At 69.9% G+C, this 20,742-nt stretch carries 20 protein-coding genes; 8 read left to right on the plus strand and 12 right to left on the minus strand.

Annotated features, from left to right (window positions below):
- Positions 1-2: 2 nt before the first annotated feature.
- Together K6V06_RS07120 and K6V06_RS07125 are read right to left on the minus strand one after the other, a co-directional pair.
- A complete protein-coding gene (locus K6V06_RS07120) occupies positions 3-896 on the minus strand; it encodes a type III pantothenate kinase (protein WP_222241437.1) in 894 nt (297 codons plus the stop codon).
- Positions 893-1,855 (minus strand): biotin--[acetyl-CoA-carboxylase] ligase, encoded by a 963-nt coding sequence (locus tag K6V06_RS07125; protein ID WP_222241439.1) that lies wholly within the window; start codon positions 1,853-1,855, stop codon positions 893-895. Before K6V06_RS07125 ends, K6V06_RS07120 begins: the two co-directional genes overlap by 4 nt.
- A gap of 197 nt (positions 1,856-2,052) precedes the next feature.
- Here K6V06_RS07125 and K6V06_RS07130 point away from each other — a divergent pair, with 197 nt between their 5' ends.
- The 7 genes from K6V06_RS07130 (at position 2,053) to K6V06_RS07160 (ending at position 9,943) form a co-directional block, all read left to right on the plus strand.
- A complete protein-coding gene (locus K6V06_RS07130) occupies positions 2,053-3,183 on the plus strand; it encodes an ABC transporter permease (RefSeq protein ID WP_222241447.1) in 1,131 nt (376 codons plus the stop codon).
- Positions 3,180-4,034 (plus strand): ABC transporter ATP-binding protein, encoded by an 855-nt coding sequence (locus tag K6V06_RS07135; protein WP_222241449.1) that lies wholly within the window; start codon positions 3,180-3,182, stop codon positions 4,032-4,034. Before K6V06_RS07130 ends, K6V06_RS07135 begins: the two co-directional genes overlap by 4 nt.
- Positions 4,031-4,987 carry an MlaD family protein gene (locus K6V06_RS07140; RefSeq protein ID WP_255581657.1) on the plus strand — a complete coding sequence of 319 codons (957 nt, stop codon included), beginning with the start codon at positions 4,031-4,033 and terminating at the stop codon, positions 4,985-4,987. Before K6V06_RS07135 ends, K6V06_RS07140 begins: the two co-directional genes overlap by 4 nt.
- A 90-nt stretch (positions 4,988-5,077) precedes the next feature.
- Complete coding sequence (locus K6V06_RS07145) at positions 5,078-5,821, plus strand: ABC-type transport auxiliary lipoprotein family protein (protein WP_222241451.1); 744 nt, start codon at positions 5,078-5,080, stop codon at positions 5,819-5,821.
- Positions 5,822-5,859: 38 nt separating this feature from the next.
- Positions 5,860-7,116, plus strand: a complete 1,257-nt coding sequence (locus K6V06_RS07150; protein WP_222241566.1) for a VanZ family protein — start codon at positions 5,860-5,862, stop codon at positions 7,114-7,116.
- Between the two features lie 115 nt (positions 7,117-7,231).
- The gene (locus K6V06_RS07155; RefSeq protein ID WP_222241453.1) at positions 7,232-8,287 is read left to right on the plus strand and encodes a tripartite tricarboxylate transporter substrate-binding protein; all 1,056 of its coding nucleotides are present in this window, start codon (positions 7,232-7,234) and stop codon (positions 8,285-8,287) included.
- 9 nt (positions 8,288-8,296) lie between these two features.
- The gene (locus K6V06_RS07160) at positions 8,297-9,943 is read left to right on the plus strand and encodes an alkaline phosphatase family protein (protein WP_222241455.1); all 1,647 of its coding nucleotides are present in this window, start codon (positions 8,297-8,299) and stop codon (positions 9,941-9,943) included.
- Positions 9,944-10,001: 58 nt separating this feature from the next.
- Here K6V06_RS07160 and K6V06_RS07165 read toward each other — a convergent pair whose 3' ends face one another.
- From K6V06_RS07165 to K6V06_RS07180, 4 genes are all read right to left on the minus strand, one after another.
- Positions 10,002-10,592, minus strand: a complete 591-nt coding sequence (locus K6V06_RS07165; protein WP_222241457.1) for a MarR family winged helix-turn-helix transcriptional regulator — start codon at positions 10,590-10,592, stop codon at positions 10,002-10,004.
- A complete protein-coding gene (gene lipA / locus K6V06_RS07170; RefSeq protein ID WP_222241459.1) occupies positions 10,555-11,562 on the minus strand; it encodes a lipoyl synthase in 1,008 nt (335 codons plus the stop codon). The genes K6V06_RS07165 and lipA overlap by 38 nt, the downstream gene beginning before the upstream one ends.
- 35 nt (positions 11,563-11,597) lie before the next feature.
- The gene (gene lipB, locus K6V06_RS07175; RefSeq protein WP_222241460.1) at positions 11,598-12,332 is read right to left on the minus strand and encodes a lipoyl(octanoyl) transferase LipB; all 735 of its coding nucleotides are present in this window, start codon (positions 12,330-12,332) and stop codon (positions 11,598-11,600) included.
- A 94-nt stretch (positions 12,333-12,426) separates the two neighbouring features.
- Positions 12,427-12,786 carry a DUF2917 domain-containing protein gene (locus K6V06_RS07180; RefSeq protein ID WP_222241462.1) on the minus strand — a complete coding sequence of 120 codons (360 nt, stop codon included), beginning with the start codon at positions 12,784-12,786 and terminating at the stop codon, positions 12,427-12,429.
- 244 nt (positions 12,787-13,030) lie between these two features.
- Here K6V06_RS07180 and K6V06_RS07185 point away from each other — a divergent pair, with 244 nt between their 5' ends.
- Positions 13,031-13,987, plus strand: coding sequence for a transcriptional regulator GcvA (locus K6V06_RS07185; protein WP_222241464.1), 957 nt, complete (start codon positions 13,031-13,033; stop codon positions 13,985-13,987).
- Positions 13,988-14,009: 22 nt separating this feature from the next.
- Here the strand turns inward: K6V06_RS07185 and K6V06_RS07190 are convergent, their stop codons facing one another.
- The 6 genes from K6V06_RS07190 to gatC form a co-directional block, all read right to left on the minus strand.
- Entirely contained in the window at positions 14,010-15,104 is a 1,095-nt protein-coding gene (locus tag K6V06_RS07190; protein ID WP_222241466.1) for a tyrosine recombinase XerC, read from the minus strand.
- A gap of 11 nt (positions 15,105-15,115) precedes the next feature.
- Complete coding sequence (locus K6V06_RS07195; RefSeq protein ID WP_222241468.1) at positions 15,116-15,865, minus strand: DUF484 family protein; 750 nt, start codon at positions 15,863-15,865, stop codon at positions 15,116-15,118.
- Between the two features lie 216 nt (positions 15,866-16,081).
- Positions 16,082-17,539, minus strand: coding sequence for an Asp-tRNA(Asn)/Glu-tRNA(Gln) amidotransferase subunit GatB (gene gatB / locus K6V06_RS07200; RefSeq protein WP_222241470.1), 1,458 nt, complete (start codon positions 17,537-17,539; stop codon positions 16,082-16,084).
- A gap of 76 nt (positions 17,540-17,615) precedes the next feature.
- Positions 17,616-18,071, minus strand: coding sequence for a hypothetical protein (locus tag K6V06_RS07205; RefSeq protein WP_222241480.1), 456 nt, complete (start codon positions 18,069-18,071; stop codon positions 17,616-17,618).
- The gene (gene gatA / locus K6V06_RS07210) at positions 18,068-19,591 is read right to left on the minus strand and encodes an Asp-tRNA(Asn)/Glu-tRNA(Gln) amidotransferase subunit GatA (protein WP_222241482.1); all 1,524 of its coding nucleotides are present in this window, start codon (positions 19,589-19,591) and stop codon (positions 18,068-18,070) included. Before gatA ends, K6V06_RS07205 begins: the two co-directional genes overlap by 4 nt.
- Before the next feature lie 154 nt (positions 19,592-19,745).
- Positions 19,746-20,045, minus strand: a complete 300-nt coding sequence (gene gatC / locus K6V06_RS07215; RefSeq protein ID WP_222241484.1) for an Asp-tRNA(Asn)/Glu-tRNA(Gln) amidotransferase subunit GatC — start codon at positions 20,043-20,045, stop codon at positions 19,746-19,748.
- Positions 20,046-20,742: the final 697 nt, after the last annotated feature.

Genomic DNA, 20,742 nt, shown 5'->3' on the forward strand with positions numbered 1-20,742 from the left:
GCTCAGCGTGGCGGCGCGTCCTGCGCTGGCACGAAGGCGCCGGCCAGTACCGCCAGCCCCAGCAGCACCAGGTTCTCGTGCAGCTCGAAGGGCACCGGCATGGCGGCGCCCAGCACCTCGCGTGCGCCGCCGGACAGCAGGCAGCGCGCCGGCCCCCGCGCCGAGACTTCCCGCCAGATCCGCTCCACCGCACCGACCTGCGCCGACAGGCAGCCAGCGGCGATCGCGTCGCGCGTGTTGTCCGCCCAGGCCGCGGGCTTCCGGCTCTGCGTGCCGCCACGGTCGGCGGAACCGGCCAGCCGCGCGATTTCGGCCATCTCCAGCTCCGGCAGCTGCGCGGTATTGCGGGCGAGCGAGCCCATCATCAGCGCCAGGCCCGGCAGGATCAGTCCGCCCTCGAAGCGCGAACGGCCATGCGTGAGGCGCGGCGCGCTGACGATGTCGATGGTGGTGGCGGTGCCCGCGGTGACGATCATCAGGTCGCCCTGCGGATGCAGGGCCCGCGCGCCGATGCTGCCGATCCAGCGATCCACGCCGAGCCGCGCCGGCTCGCGATAGCCGTTGTCCAGCAGATCGTGGGCAGGTTCGCTGCGCGCCCAGTGCACGACGGGCGCGGCGCCCGACGGCAGGGCGAACGCGCTGGCCAGCACCTCGTCCAGCCGGGCCGCGACTCCCGGCCCGGCCACGTTGCTGGCCCAGGTTTCCGGCATCGCGGCGATCCTGCCGCCGGCCGCTTCGACAAGCCGTTGCGGCAACTCGCCGATCCGGTCGTGCGGCAAGGCACCGGCGGCGGTCCATGGCGCGGCCGGCCCGCCCCCGCTGCCATCCCCCGGGCACCAGGCCCACTTCAGCCGGGTGTTGCCGATATCGATCAGCAATCGTGGCGCCGCGGTCATCGAGCCGGACCTCCCGGTTCAGTCGTCGCGGCGGGGAAACCTGCGGCGGGCCGCAGCGACAGTTCGCCGGAGGCGATCCGCTGCAATCCCTCGGGCGTCTCCAGCAGCAGATGACCGTCGCTATCCACCCCGCGAGCCATGCCCTCCGCCAGCACGGCGCCCTCATGCAGCAGCCGCACCGGCTGCTCGCGATAGGCGTCGCGCGCGCTCCAGCGCCGGGCCAGCGGACCGAAGCCGTGTCCGATGAAATCGGTACGCATCTGCGCAAGGCGGTTCAGGATCGCGGCAAACAGCCGCGTCGGCCCCTGCGCGGCATCGAAGCCGGGCCAGCATTCGGTCACGCCGGCCAGCTCCCGGCCAAGCGCCGCTTCCATGGCGGGATCGCGAACCAGATTCAGCCCGATGCCAACGACCGCCCACAAGGCCGGCGTGGCGCCCGCGGCCTTGCCGGCGGCGACCGTCTCGATCAGGATGCCGGCCAGCTTGCGCCCGTCGATCTGCAGGTCGTTGGGCCACTTGAGGCGGACCGCCCGCGCGGTGCCGGCGTCGCAGTCCTCGATGGCCTGCGCCAGCGCCAGTCCCACCGCCAGGCTCAGCCCGGCCAGGCGCGCGGGGGCCAGGGGCAGCGGCAGCGCCACCGAGAAGGTCATGCCGGCCTGGCCTTGCCAGGGGCGTCCCTGCCGTCCCCGCCCCGCGGTCTGCCGGTAGGCGAGCCGCGCGACCACGGCGGCATCGTCCGCGCTCCAGCCGGACTCGCGGCAATGGCCCAGCAGATCGGCGTTGGTGGAGCCGGTTTCCTCGACCAGGTCGATTCGCCAGCGGCGCGCGGGCGCCTGCAGCAGGCCGGTCAACGCGGCCGGGTCGATGCGCCAGCCTGGCAACTGACCTGACGGCGCTGACTGGCCCGCAGGATCGGTGGGAATCGAGGTCGGGAACAAAGGGCTTTGCGCAGGGCTCATTGATGAATGGCGGGAAATGCGCCTTCCGCTCTCGGCGGGGACGTCACGATGGCGGCATTGTAGCCGCCGCGGCAAGGTGCCTTCGCCTCCTCCGGTGGCTTAGAATCGCCACTTGCACCTGGCCCTTCGGCGCAAGCCGCACCGGCCAGGCGTTTTGCTTGCTCTCAACCCGACTTCGCCCGCCCGCCTCCCTCGCCTTGGAACGCTACGCCACGCCGGACCTCGATGTCGCGCCACTGCAGGACAGCACCACCGTGCGGCTGCACGGCGACTGGACCGCGCTCGCCTTCGCCCAGGCCGGTTGCGCCTTCTCGCTGCGCCGCCGCCTGCAGGCGATCACGGCCGGTCCGGGCGGGCTCGACTGGGACCTCGGTGGCATTGTCCGGCTGGACCACCTGGGCGCGCAGCTGCTGTGGCAGGTATGGAACGGCCAGTTTCCCGCAAGGCTGCATGCCAGCGACGACCAGCGGCGGGTGCTGGAACGGGTCGCGGCGGTGCAGCGGCAGGGCTGGAAGAAGCGGATGGTGGAGCCGTTCAACCCGGTGACCCTGCTGGGCGGCTCGATGCTGTCGATGTTCGGCCAGATCGGCAACGGCATCGCCATGCTGGGGCAACTGGTGTTCGATCTGCTGCGCTTTGCCGCCGCGCCGCGGCGCGGACCGTGGCGCGAGATCTCCGCCAATATCTATAGCATCGGCTACAAGGCACTGGGCATTACCGCGCTGGTGGGCTTCCTGATCGGCGTGGTGCTGGCCTATCTGCTGGCCAGCCAGCTGCGCACCTACGGCGCCAGCGTCTTCATCGTCAATATCCTCGGGCTGTCGGTGATCCGCGAACTCGGCCCGGTGCTCGCGGCGATCCTGGTGGCGGGCCGCTCGGGTTCCTCGATCACCGCGCAGATCGGCGTGATGCGCGTGACCGAGGAGCTGGACGCGATGCGCGTGATGGGCATCTCGCATGGCTTTCGCCTCATCATGCCGCGCGTGATCGCACTGGCGGTGGCGATGCCGCTGCTGGTGGCGTGGACCGACCTGATGGCGCTGGCCGGCGGCATGCTGGCGTCGAATGTGCAGCTGGGCCTGAGTCCCACCTTCTTCCTGATGGAGCTGCCCAACGTGGTGCCGGTGGCCAACCTGTGGCTGGGGCTGGGCAAGGGCGTGGCCTTCGGCATGCTGATCGCGCTGACCGCCTGCCACTTCGGCCTGCGCATCCAGCCGAACACGCAGAGCCTGGGCGAAGGGACCACGGCGTCGGTGGTCACCGCGATCACGGTGGTGATCGTCGCGGACGCGGTCTTCGCCATCCTGTTCAAGGACGTCGGCATATGAGCGGCGTCGCGCCGGCTGCCGGCCGCACGGCCATCATCGAGGTGCGCGGACTGGTCAAACGCTTTGGCCAGCATACCGTGCACGAGGGCCTGGACCTGGACGTCTACCGGGACGAGGTGCTGTCCATCGTGGGCGGCTCGGGCACCGGCAAGACCGTGCTGCTGCGCCAGATCATCGGGCTGGAGCGGCCCAGCGCCGGCACCATCCGGCTGTTCGGCCAGGAGATGTCGCGGCTGGACGCCGCGCAGCTGCAGCTGCTGCGCAATCGCTGGGGCATGCAGTTCCAGCGCGGCGCGCTGTTCTCCTCGCTGTCGGTGCTGGACAATATCGCGCTGCCGCTGCGCGAACTGCGCTGCCTGCCGGACAATCTGATCTGCGAGGCGGCGCTGCTGAAGCTGGAACTGGTGGGGCTGTCCGCGCGCGACGCCGACAAGATGCCGGCCGACCTGTCCGGCGGCATGACCAAGCGGGTCGCACTGGCCCGGGCGCTGTCGCTCGAGCCCGAACTGGTGTTTCTCGACGAGCCGACGGCAGGGTTGGACCCGATGGCCTCGGACGACTACGTCGCGCTGATCCGCACGCTGCGCCGGGAACTGAAGCTGACCGTGGTGATGGTCACGCACGATCTGGATTCGCTGGTGGCGCTGTCGGACCGGGTAGCGGTGCTGGCGGACCGCAAGGTGCTCGCCGCGCTTCCCATCCCGCAATTGCTGCAGGTCGACCATCCCTTCATCCGCGAGTATTTTCTTGGCGAGCGCGGGCGCCGGGCGCTGGCCGCCATGCCGGAGGCGGCGGCCGTGGCCGCCAGCCTGACCGATGGCAGGGCCGTCGCGCTCACCGGAGATTCATGATGGAAAACAAGTCCAACGCCTTCCTCGCCGGCGTGTTCACCATTGGTCTGGCAGTCCTGGTGCTGTTCGCACTGTTCTGGTTCGGCACCGACCATACCGAGCGCGAGCCCTACGACCTCGTCACCCGCTCCACCGTGACCGGGCTGGGGCCGCAGGCCGACGTCAAGTATCGCGGGCTGACGGTCGGGCGGGTGGAGACCATCCGCTTCGATCCGACGCTGCCGGGCCAGATCATCGTGCGGATCATGGTGGACAAGGACGCGCCCATCACCCGCACCACCTACGCCACGCTGGGTTTCCAGGGCGTGACCGGCATCGCCTATATCCAGCTGGACGATACCGCGGCCCAGGATGGCAGCAATGCCGCCTCGCCGCCGCTGGAAACCTCGCCCAAGGCCGTGGCGAGGATTGCGATGCGGCCCGGCTTCTTCGAGGAGCTGGAGCGCCGCGGCGATTCGCTGCTGTCGCAGGTCGAGTCGCTGATGGTGTCGCTGAACGAAACCTTCCAGGGCGACAACCGGCGCGAACTGATCGCCACCGTGCGCGCCATGCACGAGGCGCTGGACGCCTATACCCGCGTCGCCGAGGGCATCGAGCCGGCCGCGCGGCAGCTGCCGCAGATCACCGCGAACCTGAACAAGACGCTCGCCTCGGTCGAACGGTTGACGCACGAGCTGGCACGCCCGAACGGCGCGCTGCTTGGCACCGTCGACGAGGTGGGGGCGCAGTTGCGCGACACTGCCGTCTCGCTGCGCCAGACCACGGAGCGGTTGAACAACGAGACGCTGCCGCAGATCGACGGGTTGACCCGCGACGCGCGCCAGACGGTGCGCAGCTTCGACCGCGCGGCCGGCCAGTTCAGCGACAACCCGCGCAGCGTGCTGTTCGGCGGCTCCGCCACGCCGCCCGGGCCGGGCGAGGCCGGCTTCGCGGCGCCCGCCCCGGCGCGCTGAGGGCCGCCGCTGACGTCGCCAAGCCAACGCCGCCCAGCGCCACCCATCGTCGCCCTTCGCCATCCGTTGCCCCGTACCGAGTACCAAGCCATGCCGACAGCCCCTTCCGCATTGCCTGACTTGTCCAAGCCGAGTGCCACTGCCGTCAGCCGTACGGATCGCCGCGCGCCGGCCTGGCCCGGGCGCAGGACCGCGGCGCTCGCCGCGCTCGCGGTGACCGCTGCCCTGCTGGCCGGCTGCTCGGTGCTGCCGGAAGCGCCGCAGGTCATCACCTACGATCTCGGCCCCGCCGCCGCGGCGCAACCGAGTGCGGCCACCACCGCGGCCGCACCGGCGGCGGCCCAGCCGCTGCGTTTGCGCGTGCTGCCCACCGATGGGCCCGCCCGCCTGGAAGGCAACGCGATCTTCTACCGGCTCGGCTACGCCCAGCCGCAACGCCTGCAACCCTATGCGACCCAGCGCTGGATCGAATCGCCGGTCCGGCTGGTCGACGAGCGTCTGCGCGACGCGGTGTCGCGCCAGGGCGCCCTGCTCGGCCGCGCAGGCGGCGCCGAGGCGACGCTGCGCGTCGAGCTGCTGGATTTCGAACAGATCTTCGTGGCGCCGGCAGCCAGCCGAGGCCTGGTGCGCGTGCGCGCCACGCTGATCCGCAACGGCCAGGCCGAGCAACGCGTCTTTGCCGCAGAACGCCCCGCACCCACGCCCGATGCGGCCGGCGGCGTGCAGGCCCTGGCCGAGGGCAGCGACGAAGTGATCGCACAGATGCTGCAATGGGCAGGCGGCGCGGCGCTGGGCGCGGCCGCCAGCCGCAGTGGCATGCAGGGCACGCCGTGAAGCACTCGCCGACCGACGAACCGGGGATGGGCGGGCCAATGCCGCCACCGGCACCGCAGCCCGAACCGGCACGGCAGGCGCCAGCGGTCGCCGCGCCGGGCCCGCGGCACTCGCCGCTGGCGCGGGTCGGCCTGCTCTGCCTGACGCTGCTGATGGTCTATGCCAGCCTCTTCCCGATCGCCGGCTGGACCGACAACGGCATCTCGCCCTGGGCCTTCTTCACGGCCCCCAAGCCGCGCTACATCACCGATTTCGACCTGCTGACCAACGTGCTGGGCTACTGTCCGTTCGGCGCGCTGGTGGTGCTGTCGCTGCATCCGCGGGTAGCCGGGCCGCGCGCGGCGCTGCTGGCGCTGGTCGCGGGCGTGCTGCTGTCAGGGACGCTGGAAGCCTTGCAGACCTGGCTGCCCAACCGCATTCCGTCCAATATCGACCTGATGACCAACGCGCTCGGTGCGCTGCTGGGCGCCGTGCTGATCGCCCCGTTCTCGGCGGCGATGATCGACCGCGGCATGCTGCGGCAGCTGCGCATCAGCTGGTTCGAGGCGCATGCCAGCTTCGCCATCATCCTGTTGCTGCTGTGGCCGTTCGCGCAGATCTTCCCGCAGGAACACCTGTTCGGCATGGGCGGACTGGTGCGGCAGTGGCTGACCGACCCCGAATCCTGGCCGATGCAGCTGCTGCAGGGCGTCTATCCCGACCTGCTGCGGCTGCAGGAGGACATCGGGCTGCGCCCCAGCGACATGCAGAGCCAGCAGCTGCTCGAATCGCTGGTGACCGCCTGCTCGTGGATCGGCACCGGGCTGTTCGCGTCCGTCGCGATGCGGCGACAGGCACCGGTGCTGCGCATCCTTGGCACCCTGCTGCTGGCGGCGCTGCTGATCAAGGCGCTGGCGGCCAAGCTGCAGTTCCCCGCCGACAACGCCTTCAACTGGCTCTCGGAAGGCGGCCAGTTCGCGCTGCTCACCGGCACGCTGGCGCTGGTGGTGCTGACCCGCCTGCCGCGCTGGATGCGGGGACTCATTGCCATGACGGCCCTGCTGACGCTGGTGGTGCTGACCAACGTGCTGCCGCCGAACCCGTATGCCTGGGTCTCGGAGGAAAGCTGGCGCCTTGGCCGCTTCGTCCACTTCAACGGACTGGCGCAATGGCTGGGCTGGCTGTGGCCGTTCCTCGCCTTCTGCTACCTCGCCTGGCGAACCGAGCAGTTCGCGCTGGAGCGGCGCCGCCAGCGCCGGGCACGCCGGCGCGCCCGGCTCGAATCGGGCCGGCAGGACACAACGCAAACCCACTAGGGGAAATCCATCACCCCGCCGCCGCGATGGTTGATTTGATCAATCGTCGGGCGCGCACGTAAATTGGGTCGGCATCCAACCCCATAACAACGATCCGACTGCAAGAGGAGACCCCATGACCGCTGCCACATCGACCGCGCGCGCGGCCGTACCACGACCGTTGCGCCAGTTCGGCCGGCTGCTCGGCCACGCGCTTGCCACCGCCGCCGTCGCTGGCGCCGCCCTGTTCGGTACCGGCGCGGCGCAGGCGCAGGCCCAGGCCCAGGCGTCCGGCAAGCTGGCGCTGGACGGCCCCTTGCGGGTAGTGGTCGGCTACGCCCCCGGCGGCGCCTCGGACCGCGCGGCCCGCATCGTCGGCCAGGCGCTGCAGGAGAAGTACGGCGTCACGGTGGTGGTGGAGAACAAGGCCGGCGCCGGCGGACGGCTCGCCGCCCAGCAGGTCAAGCTCGCTGGCGCCACCGACAATGTGCTGATGCTGGGTAACCCCGCGGTGATGACCGTCGCCCCGCTGGTGTTCCGCGACACCAGCTATGACCCCGACAAGGATTTCGTGCCGGTGTCGCAGGTCAGCTCCTACGACTTCGCCGTGATCGTCGGCACGCGGGTGCCGGTGCGCGAGATGACCCATCTGGTGGCCTGGCTGAAGGCCAACCCGAACCAGGCCTTTTTCGGCGTGCCGGCCACCGGCAGCCTGCCGCACTTCTTCGCGCTGATGCTGGGCGACCAGGCCGGGCTGAAGGCCGACGTGGTTGGCTACAAGGGCTCGGCGCCGCTGGCCACCGACGTGCTGGGCGGACAGGTGCCGGTGGGCATCGATACGCTGGATGCCGTGCTGAGCCTGCATCAGGGCGGCAAGCTGAAGATCCTGGCGGTATCGGGCAAGTCGCGCTCCTCGTTCGCCAGGGACATCCCGACGCTGAAGGAATCCGGCATCGATCTGGCCGCGGACGGCTGGAACGCCTTCTTCGCGCCGAAGTCGATGCCGGCCGACAAGGTCAAGGCACTGGCCAGCGCGATCCAGGCCGTGATGGCCGACCCGGCGGTACGCTCCCGTTTCGTCGCCGCCAACATGCAGCCAGTGTCGAGCAGCCAGCAGCAGACCGCGGCAATGATCCAGTCCTACAACGCGCAATGGCAGCCGGTGGTCAAGCGCAGCGGCTTCCAGCAGTAAGGCTCGGCCATGGCTCGCAATATTCTCTTCATCATGTGCGACCAGCTGCGCTGGGACTATCTGGCCTGCACCGGGCACCCTACCATTCGCACCCCGAATATCGATGCGCTGGCAAAGCGCGGCGTTATTTTCTCCCGTGCATACGCGCAGTCCACCATCTGCGGCTCCTCGCGGATGAGCTTCTACACCGGGCGCTATGTCGATTCACACGGCGCCGCCTGGAACAACTTCCCGCTGAAGGTTGGCGAGATGACCCTGGGCGACTACCTGCGCCCGCTGGGGCGGCAGACGGTACTGGTCGGCAAGACGCACATGGCCGCCGATACCGAGGGCATGGCGCGGCTGGGCATCGACCCCGCGTCGGTGATCGGCACCCGCGTGGCCGAATGCGGCTTCGACCCGTACGAGCGCGACGACGGCCTGCACGGCAGCGGCCCGGCCGGCCGCTACGACCCGCGCCCGGTCCGCTACAACGAATACCTGCGCGAGCAGGGCTACGACGGCGACGATGGCTGGGACGACTGGGCCAATGCGGGCGAGGACGAGCACGGCAACCTGCTGTCGGGCTGGCTGCTGCGCAACTGCACGCGGCCGGCGCGCGTGGCCGAGGAGCACTCGGAAACGCCGTACATGACGCGCCGGGCGATGGCTTTCATCGACGAGGCCGGCGATGCGCCCTGGTGCCTGCACCTGTCGTACATCAAGCCGCACTGGCCGTGCATCGCCCCCGCGCCCTATCACGCGATGTACAGCGCGGCGGACGTGCCGGCGCCGGTGCGCAGCGAGGAAGAACGCGCCGATCCGCATCCGCTGTTCCAGTCATTCCTGAACTCGCGCGTGAGCCGCACCTTCTCCCGCGACGAGGTGCGCGAGGCCGTGATTCCGGCCTACATGGGCCTGATCACGCAGATCGACGACCAGATCGGCGTGCTGATGCGGCATCTGGAAGCGAAGGGCCTGCTGGACGAGACCATGATCGTGTTCACCTCGGATCATGGCGACTATCTGGGCGACCACTGGATGGGCGAGAAGGACCTGTTCCATGAGCCGTCGGTGCGCGTGCCGCTGATCGTGGTCGATCCGTCGCCCGCCGCGGACGCGACACGCGGGCAGGTCTGCGATGCGCTGGTCGAGACCATCGACCTGCTGCCGACCTTCGTCGCGGCCTGCGAGGGGCCGCCGCAGCCGCACCGGCTCGAAGGCCGGGCGCTGCAGCCGTGGCTGCACGGCCAGTCCCCGGCCAACTGGCGCGAATTCGTGGTCAGCGAGTACGACTACTCGGTGACGCCGGCCGCCGTCGCGCTGAAGGTGCCACCGCTGCAGGCGCGCATGTTCATGATCGCGGACAAGCGCTGGAAGTACATTCACGCACCAGGTTTCCGCCCGATGCTGTTCGACCTGGAGCAGGATCCGCACGAGCTGCGCGATCTGGGCGCCGACCCGGCCCATGCCGGACAGTGCGAGCGGATGGCGCGGGCGCTGGGCGAATGGGGCCTGCGCCAGTCGCAGCGCACCGCCATCAGCGACGAGCGCATCCAGTCGATGCGCGGCGCCTCGGTACGCAAGGGCATCCTGCTCGGGTTCTGGGACGAGAGCGAGCTGCCGGACGAGCTGCTGCACGAGAAGTGGCGCGGGGCGCGCGAGGCGCTGCGCTGACGGTTTCCGCCGGTGGCTGTGCCGGTGGCTGTGCCGGAGGCCGGCGCTGGCGGCCGGGTCAGACCTTGGCTTCCGGCGCGACCCACTGCCGGCGGCCGGCGCCGCCCGCCCAGCGGTTGGTTCGCACCGAGGTGGCGACCTCACCCCGGACGCGGTCGGCCTGCTCGGTCAGCCGGGTCAGCAAGGTATCGAGCGACGCCAGCTCGGCATCGGACAGCGTCTCGACCAGGCGCCGATTGATCGCCGCGACCTCGCCGAACAGCTGCCGGTACAGCGCATGGCCGGCGTCGGTCAGCGCGACGCTGGCGCGCCGGCGGTCGCCATCGAGCGTCTGTCGCCGCACCAGACCCTTGGCGGTCAGCCGGGTGATCGCCCGCGAGACGCGGGTGCGGTCCAGATGGCACTGGTCGGCGATTGCCGATGGCGCCTGCGCGCCGCGCAGCGCCAGCAGCCCGAGCAGCGCCCACTCCCGGCGGGAGACGCCGTACTGGCCCTCGCAAAGCCGGATCACCGCCGCGCCGCTGGCACCGACCAGCGCGGCGAGACGGAAATTGAGCAGCTCGGTGATATCGCGCGGGTCGCGCAGATGGCCCGGCTGCTCGGCTGCCGGATCAGGCGAAACCGGCCTGGTGTGCCTGCTGGTCGGCATGGTAGGAACTGCGCACCATCGCGCCGACGGCCGCGTGGGTGAAGCCCATCTTGTACGCCTCTTCCTCGAACATCTTGAAGGTGTCCGGATGCACGTAGCGCAGCACCGGCAGGTGGTGGTTCGACGGCGCGAGGTACTGGCCGATGGTCAGCATGTCGATATCGTGGGCGCGCATGTCGCGCATCACCTCGAGGATTTCCTCGTCGGTCTCGCCCAGACCCACCATCAGGCCGGACTTGGTCGGCACGTTGGGGTTGCGGCGCTTGAACTCCTGCAGCAGCTTCAGCGAGTGCGCATAGTCGGCACCGGGGCGGGCCTGCTTGTACAGGCGCGGCACCGTTTCCAGGTTGTGGTTCATCACGTCCGGCGGGCAGGCCTGCAGGATGTCCAGCGCCTTGTCGAGGCGGCCGCGGAAGTCGGGGACCAGCACCTCGATGCGGGTGACTGGCGACAGCTCGCGCGTCTTGCCGATGCAATCGACGTAGTGCTGGGCGCCGCCGTCGCGCAGGTCGTCGCGGTCGACGCTGGTGATCACCACATAGTTCAGGCGCAGCTGGGCGATCGTGCGGGCCAGGTTCAGCGGCTCGTTGACATCGAGCGGGTCCGGGCGGCCGTGGCCGACGTCGCAGAACGGGCAGCGGCGCGTGCACTTGTCGCCCATGATCATGAACGTCGCCGTGCCCTTGCCGAAGCACTCGCCGATGTTCGGGCAGCTCGCTTCCTCGCACACCGTGACCAGGTTGTTGGCGCGCAGGATGTCCTTGATCTCGTAGAAGCGCGAGTTGCCGGTGGCCGCCTTGACGCGGATCCAGTCCGGCTTCTTCAGCTTCTCGGCGGGGACGATCTTGATGGGGATGCGCGCGGTCTTGTCCGCGGACTTCTGCTTGCGGGTCGGATCGTAGGCCGGCGCGGCAGCCTGGGCGTCGGCGCTGGCGGTATCGGTCGAGGTGGCGATCAGAGCGTCGCTCATGGTGTTCTCCGCGCGCTCGTGGCGCGCATGGTCGGCTAGGCCGTGGTCAGGTTTCCAGTGGCGGCGGCGGGCTCCTGGCCGGCCGCCATCGCACGCTCGCGCGCGGCTGCCAGGACATCGCGCAACGCTTGCGCGAGGCAGGCGGCAATCGCCGGCTGATGCTGCAGTCCGACCGGCTCGGCCGCGCCGGACGGCGCCGTGGCGGTCGCACCCGCGCTCGCCATGTCGATCGTTTCCAGGCCGGCATAGCCGCACGGATTGATGCGCCGGAACGGCGCCAGGTCCATCTGCACGTTCAGGCTGACGCCGTGATAGCTGCAGCCGTTGCGAATCTTGAGCCCGAGCGCGGCGATCTTGGCGCCGCGGTGCGCGCCCGCGGACAGATAGATGCCGGGTGCGCCGGGCTTGCGCTCAGCCGCGAGATTATACGCGGCCAGGGTATCCAGGACCGCCTGCTCGATCGCATGGACCAGCTCGCGCACCATCAGCTTGCGCCGGCGCAGGTCCAGCAGAAGGTAGGCGACGATCTGGCCGGGACCGTGATAGGTGATCTGCCCCCCTCGGTCGATCGGCACCAGCGGGATCGACGGGTCGGGCGCGAGCAGATGCGAGGGGTCGCCTGCCTGGCCGAGGGTATAGACGGGGGGATGTTCGACCAGCCAGATCTGATCCGGCGTCGCGGCGGTCCGGGCATCGGTGAACGCCCGCATCGCGTCGAAGCAGGCCACGTAGTCCTGCCTGCCCCGGTCGATGACTTCGATGTCTTGCATGCCGAGAGTGTAACGAAAAGGGCCGGCTGTTGCCGGCCCTGCCTTCGCCCCTGCGGCGGGATGGTTACCGCCCGGATTGCCGGCGCGCGCCCCCTCAGGCGTTGCAGACTTCCTTGCAGGGCGTCCACTCGGTGCCGCGCACCAGGCGCCGCAGCAGCCGCGCCGCCAGTTGCGCGAGGGAGGCGCCGGCCGGGCGCCGGGCCGGGGCGGCCAGCGCGAGCCGGACCGGCCGTTCGGCACGCGGGTCCACGCTGACGACGATCTGCTGGGCGCGCTCGATCGGCATGCTGGCGCCGCAGCGCAGCCAGTAGTCCGCCGAGTCATTGTCGCGGGTGACCCACAGGTCCAGTCCGGCGGCATCCTCGACCGTGAGGCGGTGGCCGGCGCCGACCGACAGCGAGGCCACCTCGCCCGGCAGCAGGGTAAAGACGGTAGTTGTGAGCAGCGTTTCCATTTTGGGCTTCCTTGTCGAACAGGCGTGAGCAGCCCTGCGGAAGGTCGTTCCGCATCGTCTGGGTCATGCCGGGGATCCTTTGCCTGGCGGGACTTTGCGCCGATTTCGAAGCACTGCCGGGACCGCTGTTGCGCGCTTTCGTCGTCCGCCTTGCATTGCATTCTAGTGACCGCCCGGCCACCTCCAAAACGATATATATTCAAAGCGTTTGCTAATGCAGCTCACAAGACCGCAGACCGGAAACATGACTCAGGCAAAGCGCACCGTTACCGAACTCCCCCGCGCGTGGCACCGCGAGATGCCACGCCTGCCGGTGCTCACCGCCCTGCGCGCCTTCGAGGCCGCGGCCCGGCACGAGAGCTTCTCGCGCGCCGCAACGGAACTGTTCGTCACCCATGGCGCGGTCAGCCACCAGGTGCGTTCGCTGGAAGAGGAGTTGGGACAGCCGCTGTTCGCCCGCAAGGGCAAGCGCGTCAGCCTGACGCCGGCCGGGCGCTTGTATGCCGAGCAGGTGCGCGACGCACTGTTGCAAATTGCCAACGCCACCCGTGCCCTGCAGGCCAATTCGCGGGAAAAGCGGCTGACGATCAGCACCATGCCGTCCTTTGCCGCGCGCTGGCTGACGCCCCGCATCGGCAGCTTCATCGAGCAGCATCCCGAACTGGAAGTCGAACTGATGTCGTCCAACACGCTGGTCGACTTCGCGCGCGACGAGGTCGATGTCGCGCTGCGGATGGGAACGGGCGACTATCCCGGGCTCTATGTGGAGCGGCTGATGGAGGACGTGTTCTTCCCGGTCTGCAGTCCGGATTTCAATGGCGGCCGGCTGCCGGCCCGTCCGGAGGAGCTGGCGGGCCTGCCGCTGCTGCGCGGCGAGGGCGACCCCTGGCGGCCCTGGTTCGAAGCGGCCGGACTCGACCTGCCCGAGCCGCGGCGGGGGCTGATGCTGGAAGACTCGTCGCTGCTGCTGCAGGCGGCGGCGGCCGGGCAAGGCATCGCGCTGATCCGCTCCTCGCTGGCCTACAACGACCTGCTGGCCGGACGCGTGGTGCGGCTCTTCGACGTCAGCATTCCGTGCCCCTGGCTGCTGTACTTCGTATGCCTGCCCGCCACGCTCGAAAGCGCGCGGGTGCAGGCCTTCCGCGACTGGCTGCTGCCGGAGATCGAGGCGTTCCGCGTCACGCTGTCGAAGTGGTCCTGAGAGCGGGCCACGAGCGAGGCGCCTAGCTGCCCTCGCCGGAATCCGGCGTTCTGGCGCGACTGGCTTCGGCGGACGGATCGGCCTGCGTGCCGGTGTCCGCGCGGCGTGCCTTCGCGCGCGGGTGCGCCTTGTCGTAGACGCTGGCCAGATGCTGGAAGTCCAGCGACGTGTAGATTTGCGTGGTGGAGACGCTGGCATGCCCCAGCATCTCCTGTACCGCGCGCAGGTCGCCCGACGATTGCAGCACGTGGCTGGCGAAGGAGTGCCGCAGCATATGCGGATGGACATCGGCCGGCACCCCGGCGCGGATGGCCTGCTGCTTGAGCCGCGCCCGCACGGTGCGGTCCGACAGCCGCAGCCCGCGTGCAGTCAGGAACAGTGCATGGGCGTGCTCGGCGCCTGCGGCGGGACGCACCCATGGCTCGCGCAGCGCCAGCCATTCGCGCAGCGCCTCGGCGGCCTTGGTGCCGACCGGCACGGTGCGCCGGCGCGCGCCCTTGCCCAGTACGGTGACTTCGCGGCCCGCCAGGTCGATCCAGCCCGACGAGCGGTAGCCGGCTTCCTCGACATAGCGCACATCGAGCTGCACCAGCTCCGACACCCGCAGTCCGCTGGAATAGCACAGCTCGTAGGCGGCGCGGTCGCGCATGGCCTCGGCATCCGGGCCGGATACGTGGTCGACCAGCGCGACCGCGTGCTCCACCGACAGTGCCTTGGGCAGCGGCCGGCCGCGGCGCGGGGCGCGGATGCCATCGACCGGATTGGCCTCGACGCCATGGCCGTGGCGGGCGGCCCACAGGTAGAACCCGCGCCAGGCCGACAACGCGCGGGCAATGCTGCTGGCGGCCAGTCCCCCCGCCCGCAGCCGCGCGGCGATGCTGCGCAACTGGTCGGTACGCAGAGCGGTCAGGGCCGTGCCGGGCGCGAGCCGCGCCGCGTGCGTCTGCAGCACGAGCAGGTCGCGGCGGTAGCCCTGCAAGGTGTGTTCGGCGAGTTTGCGGCTGCCGGCGAGCCAGTCCAGATACGCCAGGACCAGCGGATCGAGGGGCAGTTCGGCCGCCTCGGCCGCTCCGGCGGGTCCGGGCCCCCGAGCGGGCGTGCTGCCTGGACTGGCCACGTCGCTGCCGCTCAGCGCAGCAGGCGGCTGAGCGCGGCGCTGGCCACCTCGCCGATGCGCGACAGGTAGGCGGTACCCATGCCGGCGTGGTAGCGGCGGGGATCGTGCGAGCCGAGCACCAGCAGGCCGAAGGCGGCGGGGATGTCCTCGCTCGGGGCCTCGGCCGGGTGTTCGCCGCCGGGGACCGGCGTTCGCAGCGCGATCATCGCCAGCGAGGCGATGTCGTCGCGGCCCAGCCAGCCAAGCGCTTCGGCGCGCGCGGCGGCGGCATCCTCGGACTCGGCAGCGGCGTTCGGCGCGGACACGGGCTCGGGCTGGGCCGCACCGCAATACGGGGTGCGCAGGGTCTGCGCCATCGCACGCACCGCCTCGGTGACCGGCGTCGCCGCCTGCAGTCCGTCCTGTGCGACGGGCAACGCCCACAGGCGCAGCGCCACGGCCGGCACCTCGAAGCGCGTCTGCAAGCCGTCGCGCACGGCCTCGATCAGCGCGGCCGGTGCAGTCTCGGTCAGCAGCCGCAACTGCCAGTCATGCATGCGCTGCTCGATGCGGTCGTTCTCGTGCCCGTGACGGATCAGGTCGGCGAGCTTGAGCTCCAGGCCCTTGTTCTTCTCCCGCAGGATTTCCATCTGCCGCTGCTGCAGCGACACCGCGCGATGGCTGTGCGGGCTGGTGAGCTGCACCGACGCCAGCAGTTCGGCGTGGTCCTCGAAGAATTGAGGATGGCTCTGCAGATAGGCGGCGACGTCTTGCGGGTTCATGGGCATTCCAGCGTTTTGTGTCGCCGGGAGTGTAGCAAAGCGGGGAGCGGGAGGGGCGCGGTAGTGCATGGCCCTCTCCCCCGGCCCCTCTCCCGCAGGGCGGGAGAGGGGAGCAAACCACTGGCATGGGGCAACCTGCCGGTTTTCTCCCCTCTCCCACTTGTGGGAGAGGGGCGGGGGAGAGGGCATCGGGCGCCCCATCCCACCCAGGCGCGATCAACCCAGCTTCTGCTTGAGCAGCGCGTTGACCTGCGCCGGGTTGGCCTTGCCCCTGGTCGCCTTCATTGCCTGGCCGACCAGCGCGTTGAAGGCCTTTTCCTTGCCGGCGCGGAATTCCTCCACCGACCTGGCATTGGCGGCCAGCACTTCGTCGATGATGCGTTCGAGCTCGCCGGTGTCGGACATCTGCTTCAGGCCCTTGGCGGCGATGATCGCGTCGGCGTCGCCGCCCTCCTCGCCGGCCCACATCGCCGGGAAGACGTCCTTCTTGGCGGTATTGTTCGACACCGTGCCGTCGGCAATGCGTGCCAGCAGCTTCGCCAGCTGGGACGGCTGGATCGGTGCGGCGTCGATCTCGATGCCCTCGCGGTTCAACTGCGAGGCAACGTCGCCCATCAGCCAGTTGGCCGCCGGCTTGGCGTTGGCCACGCCGGCTTCCTTGACCACCGCTTCATACCAGCCGGCCAGCGCCTTGGAGGCGGTCAGCACGCTGGCGTCGTAGGCAGACAGGCCGTAGTCGCCGACGAAACGCGCCTGCATCGCGGCGGGCAGCTCGGGCAGCCCGGCGCGCACGCGCTCGATCCACTCCGGCTCGATGCGCAGCGGCAGCAGGTCCGGGTCGGGGAAGTAGCGGTAGTCGTGCGCGTCCTCCTTGGTACGCATCGCGCGCGTCTCGCCGGTGTCCGGGTCGAACAGCACGGTGGCCTGCTGGATCTGACGGCCGTCCTCGATCTCGGCGATCTGCCACTGCACCTCGTACTCGATTGCCTGTTGCAGGAAGCGGAACGAGTTCAGGTTCTTGATCTCGCGGCGGGTGCCGTAGGTCTGGCTGCCCAGCGGGCGCACCGACACGTTGGCGTCGCAGCGGAAGCTGCCTTCCTGCATGTTGCCGTCGCAGATGCCCAGCCACACCACCAGCGTATGCAGCGCGCGGGCATAGGCCACCGCCTCCGCGGCGCTGCGCATGTCCGGCTCGGTGACGATCTCCAGCAGCGGCGTGCCGGCGCGGTTCAGGTCGATGCCGGTCATGCCGGCGAAATCCTCGTGCAGCGACTTGCCAGCGTCCTCTTCGAGATGGGCGCGGGTCAGCTGCACGGTCTTTTCATGGAACTCGCCCTTCTTGCCCTCGACCTGGAACGTCAGCGAGCCGCCCTGCACCACCGGGATCTCGTACTGGCTGATCTGGTAGCCCTTGGGCAGGTCGGGATAGAAGTAGTTCTTGCGCGCGAACACGCTTTCCGGCGCGATATGCGCGCCGATCGCCAGGCCAAACTGGATGGCACGCTCGACCGCGGCACGGTTCAGCACGGGCAGCGTACCCGGCAGCGCCAGGTCGACCGGGCTGGCCTGCGTGTTCGGGTCCGCGCCGAACGCGGTCGATGCTCCCGAGAAAATCTTCGAGGCCGTCGAAAGCTGGGTATGCGTTTCGAGGCCGATCACCACTTCCCATTGCATGGCGGTATTCCTGTTGTTTCCCCGGCCCGCCGGCGTTGCCTGGCGACGGGCCCGTAGTCTTGCCAATCTGGCTGGCTTATTGCGTGCGCGCGCACGCGCCGCTGTCCGGCTCGAACATCACCGGCCATGCCTCTTCATAGATGCCCGGCGTGCAGCGCCGCTCGCAGTTGGCATGCGCGAGCGTGACGCGGCGCGGGTCCTGCCAGATCAGCAGCTTGCACGCGCTGCCGTCGCGCGCGGCCAGTTCGATATGCGGGCGGCGTTTGGTCTGGCGGAAATCGGCCAGATCGAAGGCGCAAGAGCCGCGCTTGCCCACCCAGAGCTTCCACTGCAGCTGCTGCACGTTGTTGTCGGTCACGCGCAGCAGCGCATCCTCGCGGAAGCCGTCTTCCTCGGTACGCTGGCAACTGCCGGCCAGGTCGATGTCGCGCGCGGCGATTGGCGATGGCGTGCCGAAGCGCGGCAGCGCAATGCAACCCGCCAGCGTCACGGCAAGCACGGCGGCAAGGGCCAGACGCGCCGCGCCCATCATGCCTGCCCCGGCACCCGGCGGTGCCAGTCGGTGGCCTGCTGGAACGCATGCGCGGCCTGCAGCAGTTGCGCCTCGCCGAAGTAGTTGCCGATCAGCTGCAGTCCGACCGGCATGCCGTCGGCCCCAGTGCCGCACGGCACGCTCATGCCGGGCAGGCCCGCGAGGCTGGTCGACAGCGTGAAGATATCCGCCAGGTACATCTGCACCGGATCGTCGCTCTTCTCGCCCAGCTTCCAGGCGACCGACGGCGCCACCGGCCCCATGATCACGTCGCACTGGCCGAAGGCCTGCTGGAAGTCGTCGGCGATGATGCGGCGGATCTTCTGCGCCTGCAGGTAGTAGGCGTCGTAGTAGCCGTGCGACAGTACATAGGTGCCGACCAGGATGCGGCGCTTGACCTCCCAGCCGAAGCCCTGTGCGCGGGTCTTCTTGTACATGTCGAGCAGATCGCGGTATTCCGCGGCACGGTGGCCGTAGCGGGCCCCGTCGAAGCGCGACAGGTTGGACGACGCCTCGGCCGGCGCGATCACGTAGTAGACCGGGATCGACAGCTCGGTCTTGGGCAGCGAGACCTCGACCAGCGTCGCGCCCAGCGTCTCGTATTCGGCCAGCGCGGCGCGCACCGCGGCCTCGACATCGGCCGACAGACCGGCGCCGAAGTACTCCTTCGGCAGGCCGATGCGCAGCCCCTGCAGCGGCCGGCCGGCGCTCGCGCCCTGGCGCGGCTGGCCCAGCAGACGGGTGAAGTCCTCGTCCACGCCGCCCTGCTCGGCGGTCAGCGAGGTCGAATCGCGCTCGTCAAAGCCTGCCATCGCGTTGAGCAGCAGCGCGCAGTCCTCGGCGCTGCGTGCCATCGGTCCGGCCTGGTCCAGCGAGGAGGCGAAGGCGATCATGCCGTAGCGCGACACGCGGCCGTAGGTCGGCTTGATGCCGGTGATGCCGGTGAAGGACGCCGGCTGGCGGATCGAGCCACCGGTGTCGGTACCGGTGGCGGCCGGTGCCAGGCCGGCGGCCACTGCCACCGCCGAGCCGCCCGACGAGCCGCCCGGCACGCGGTCGCTGCCCCACGGGTTGCGCACGGGGCCGAAGAAGGAGTTCTCGTTGGACGAGCCCATCGCGAACTCGTCCATGTTGGTCTTGCCCAGCGTGACCATGCCGGCGGTGGCCAGCCGCTGCACCACGGTGGCGTCGAACGGGCTTTCGTACTGCGCCAGCATCCGCGAGCCGGCGGTGGAGCGCCAGCCGCGGGTGACGAACACGTCCTTGTGCGCCACCGGGATGCCGGTCAGCGGGCCGGCTTCGCCACGCGCGCGCAGCGCATCGGCGGCGCGCGCCTGCTCCAGCGTGCGCTCCGGATTCACGTCGATGAAGGCGTTCAGCGAGGCGGCCTGCTCGATGCGGCCGAGATAGTCGCGCGCCAGCTCCTCGGCGGACACCTTGCCGGCGGCGAGGTCTTCGCCCAGCTGGCGCAGGGAGGTGGCCGGCGCGGCGGCCGGCTGGGAAGCGGTGTTGGATGACATGCGGGTCGTAATCACGAGGGGCAGCCCCGATCGAAGGACTGCGCCCGGGCAGGGTTGCAGGGGCGGCGCCGGGGCCGATGGCACACAGGTGCCGGCCGGGCAGCGCGGGCGGATGCGGGAACGGCGGCGCCGGACGGGCGCGGCAGGCGTGCCCTTATTCGATGACCTTGGGAACCAGATAGAGGCCGGCCTCGGTAGCCGGCGCCGGGCGCTGGTAATCGTCCCGGCGGTCCGCTTCGGTCACGGCGTCCTCGCGCAGACGCTGGTGCATCGCACGGACCGCCGACAGCGGATGGGCCAGCGGAGGGACGGAGGCGGTATCCACCGCCTGCATCGCCTCCACCAGCGAGAAGAATTGATTCAGTTGACCCAGCGTCTGGCCAGCCTCGTCGTCGCCGATTTCGATGCGGGCGAGATGGGCGATGCGCTTGACGTCATTCAGCTCGAGTGCCATGGCGGTGCGGTGAGGGGACGACCCGTTGGTGGTGGACCCATTGGCGGAAATGCGGCGGCAACACCGCCGGCTCGCCAGGGACAAGCGGCTGCCGCGTCGCTTCTCGTGCCGCGGGGACCGGACGAGCCCGCTTTGGGCCACCCTGGAAGCAGGCAGGGCCCAAAAAAGTACCGCAGACCGCGCCCAACGAATCGTCAAAGTTACAGGATTTTTCAGCCTATTTGCGGCCGAAACACCGGGAATTATAAGGTATCATTCCGTGTTGCCGTCGCCCCCGGCGGCCCATTCGCCGCATCTGGCTCCAATGTCGGATGACGTGCCCAGCGGACGGCAGGCGGGCGGCAAAACCCTCGCGCCGCGCTGCACGCTGGCCGGGGACCCAGGATCCTCCGATTAGATCATCGAACCGCTCTGTCTCGCGGTCTATGCGCCAACGCTCCAAGTCCGCGACGCTGGCCTGGCGCGTGGAATGTGACGCGTGGCGCGAACTTTTTCGCGCGGTTTAATCAAAGGTTCCCTGAGGGAATGTGTCGCCACCTGGCGGAGAGCTGAACCGGTCGTGCCATGCACAGCCGGAGGCGGACGCTTCGGAACACCTGTGGACCGGGCTCCGGGACCACCTCTGGAACCGCATTAATGCCCGGGCAACCGGGCGCCGTTATCCTAGACGACGAACAACATACCGCGGCCGGCGCCG

Origin of the sequence: Cupriavidus sp. AU9028, assembly GCF_019795295.1 — a bacterium.
Lineage (GTDB): Bacteria > Pseudomonadota > Gammaproteobacteria > Burkholderiales > Burkholderiaceae > Cupriavidus.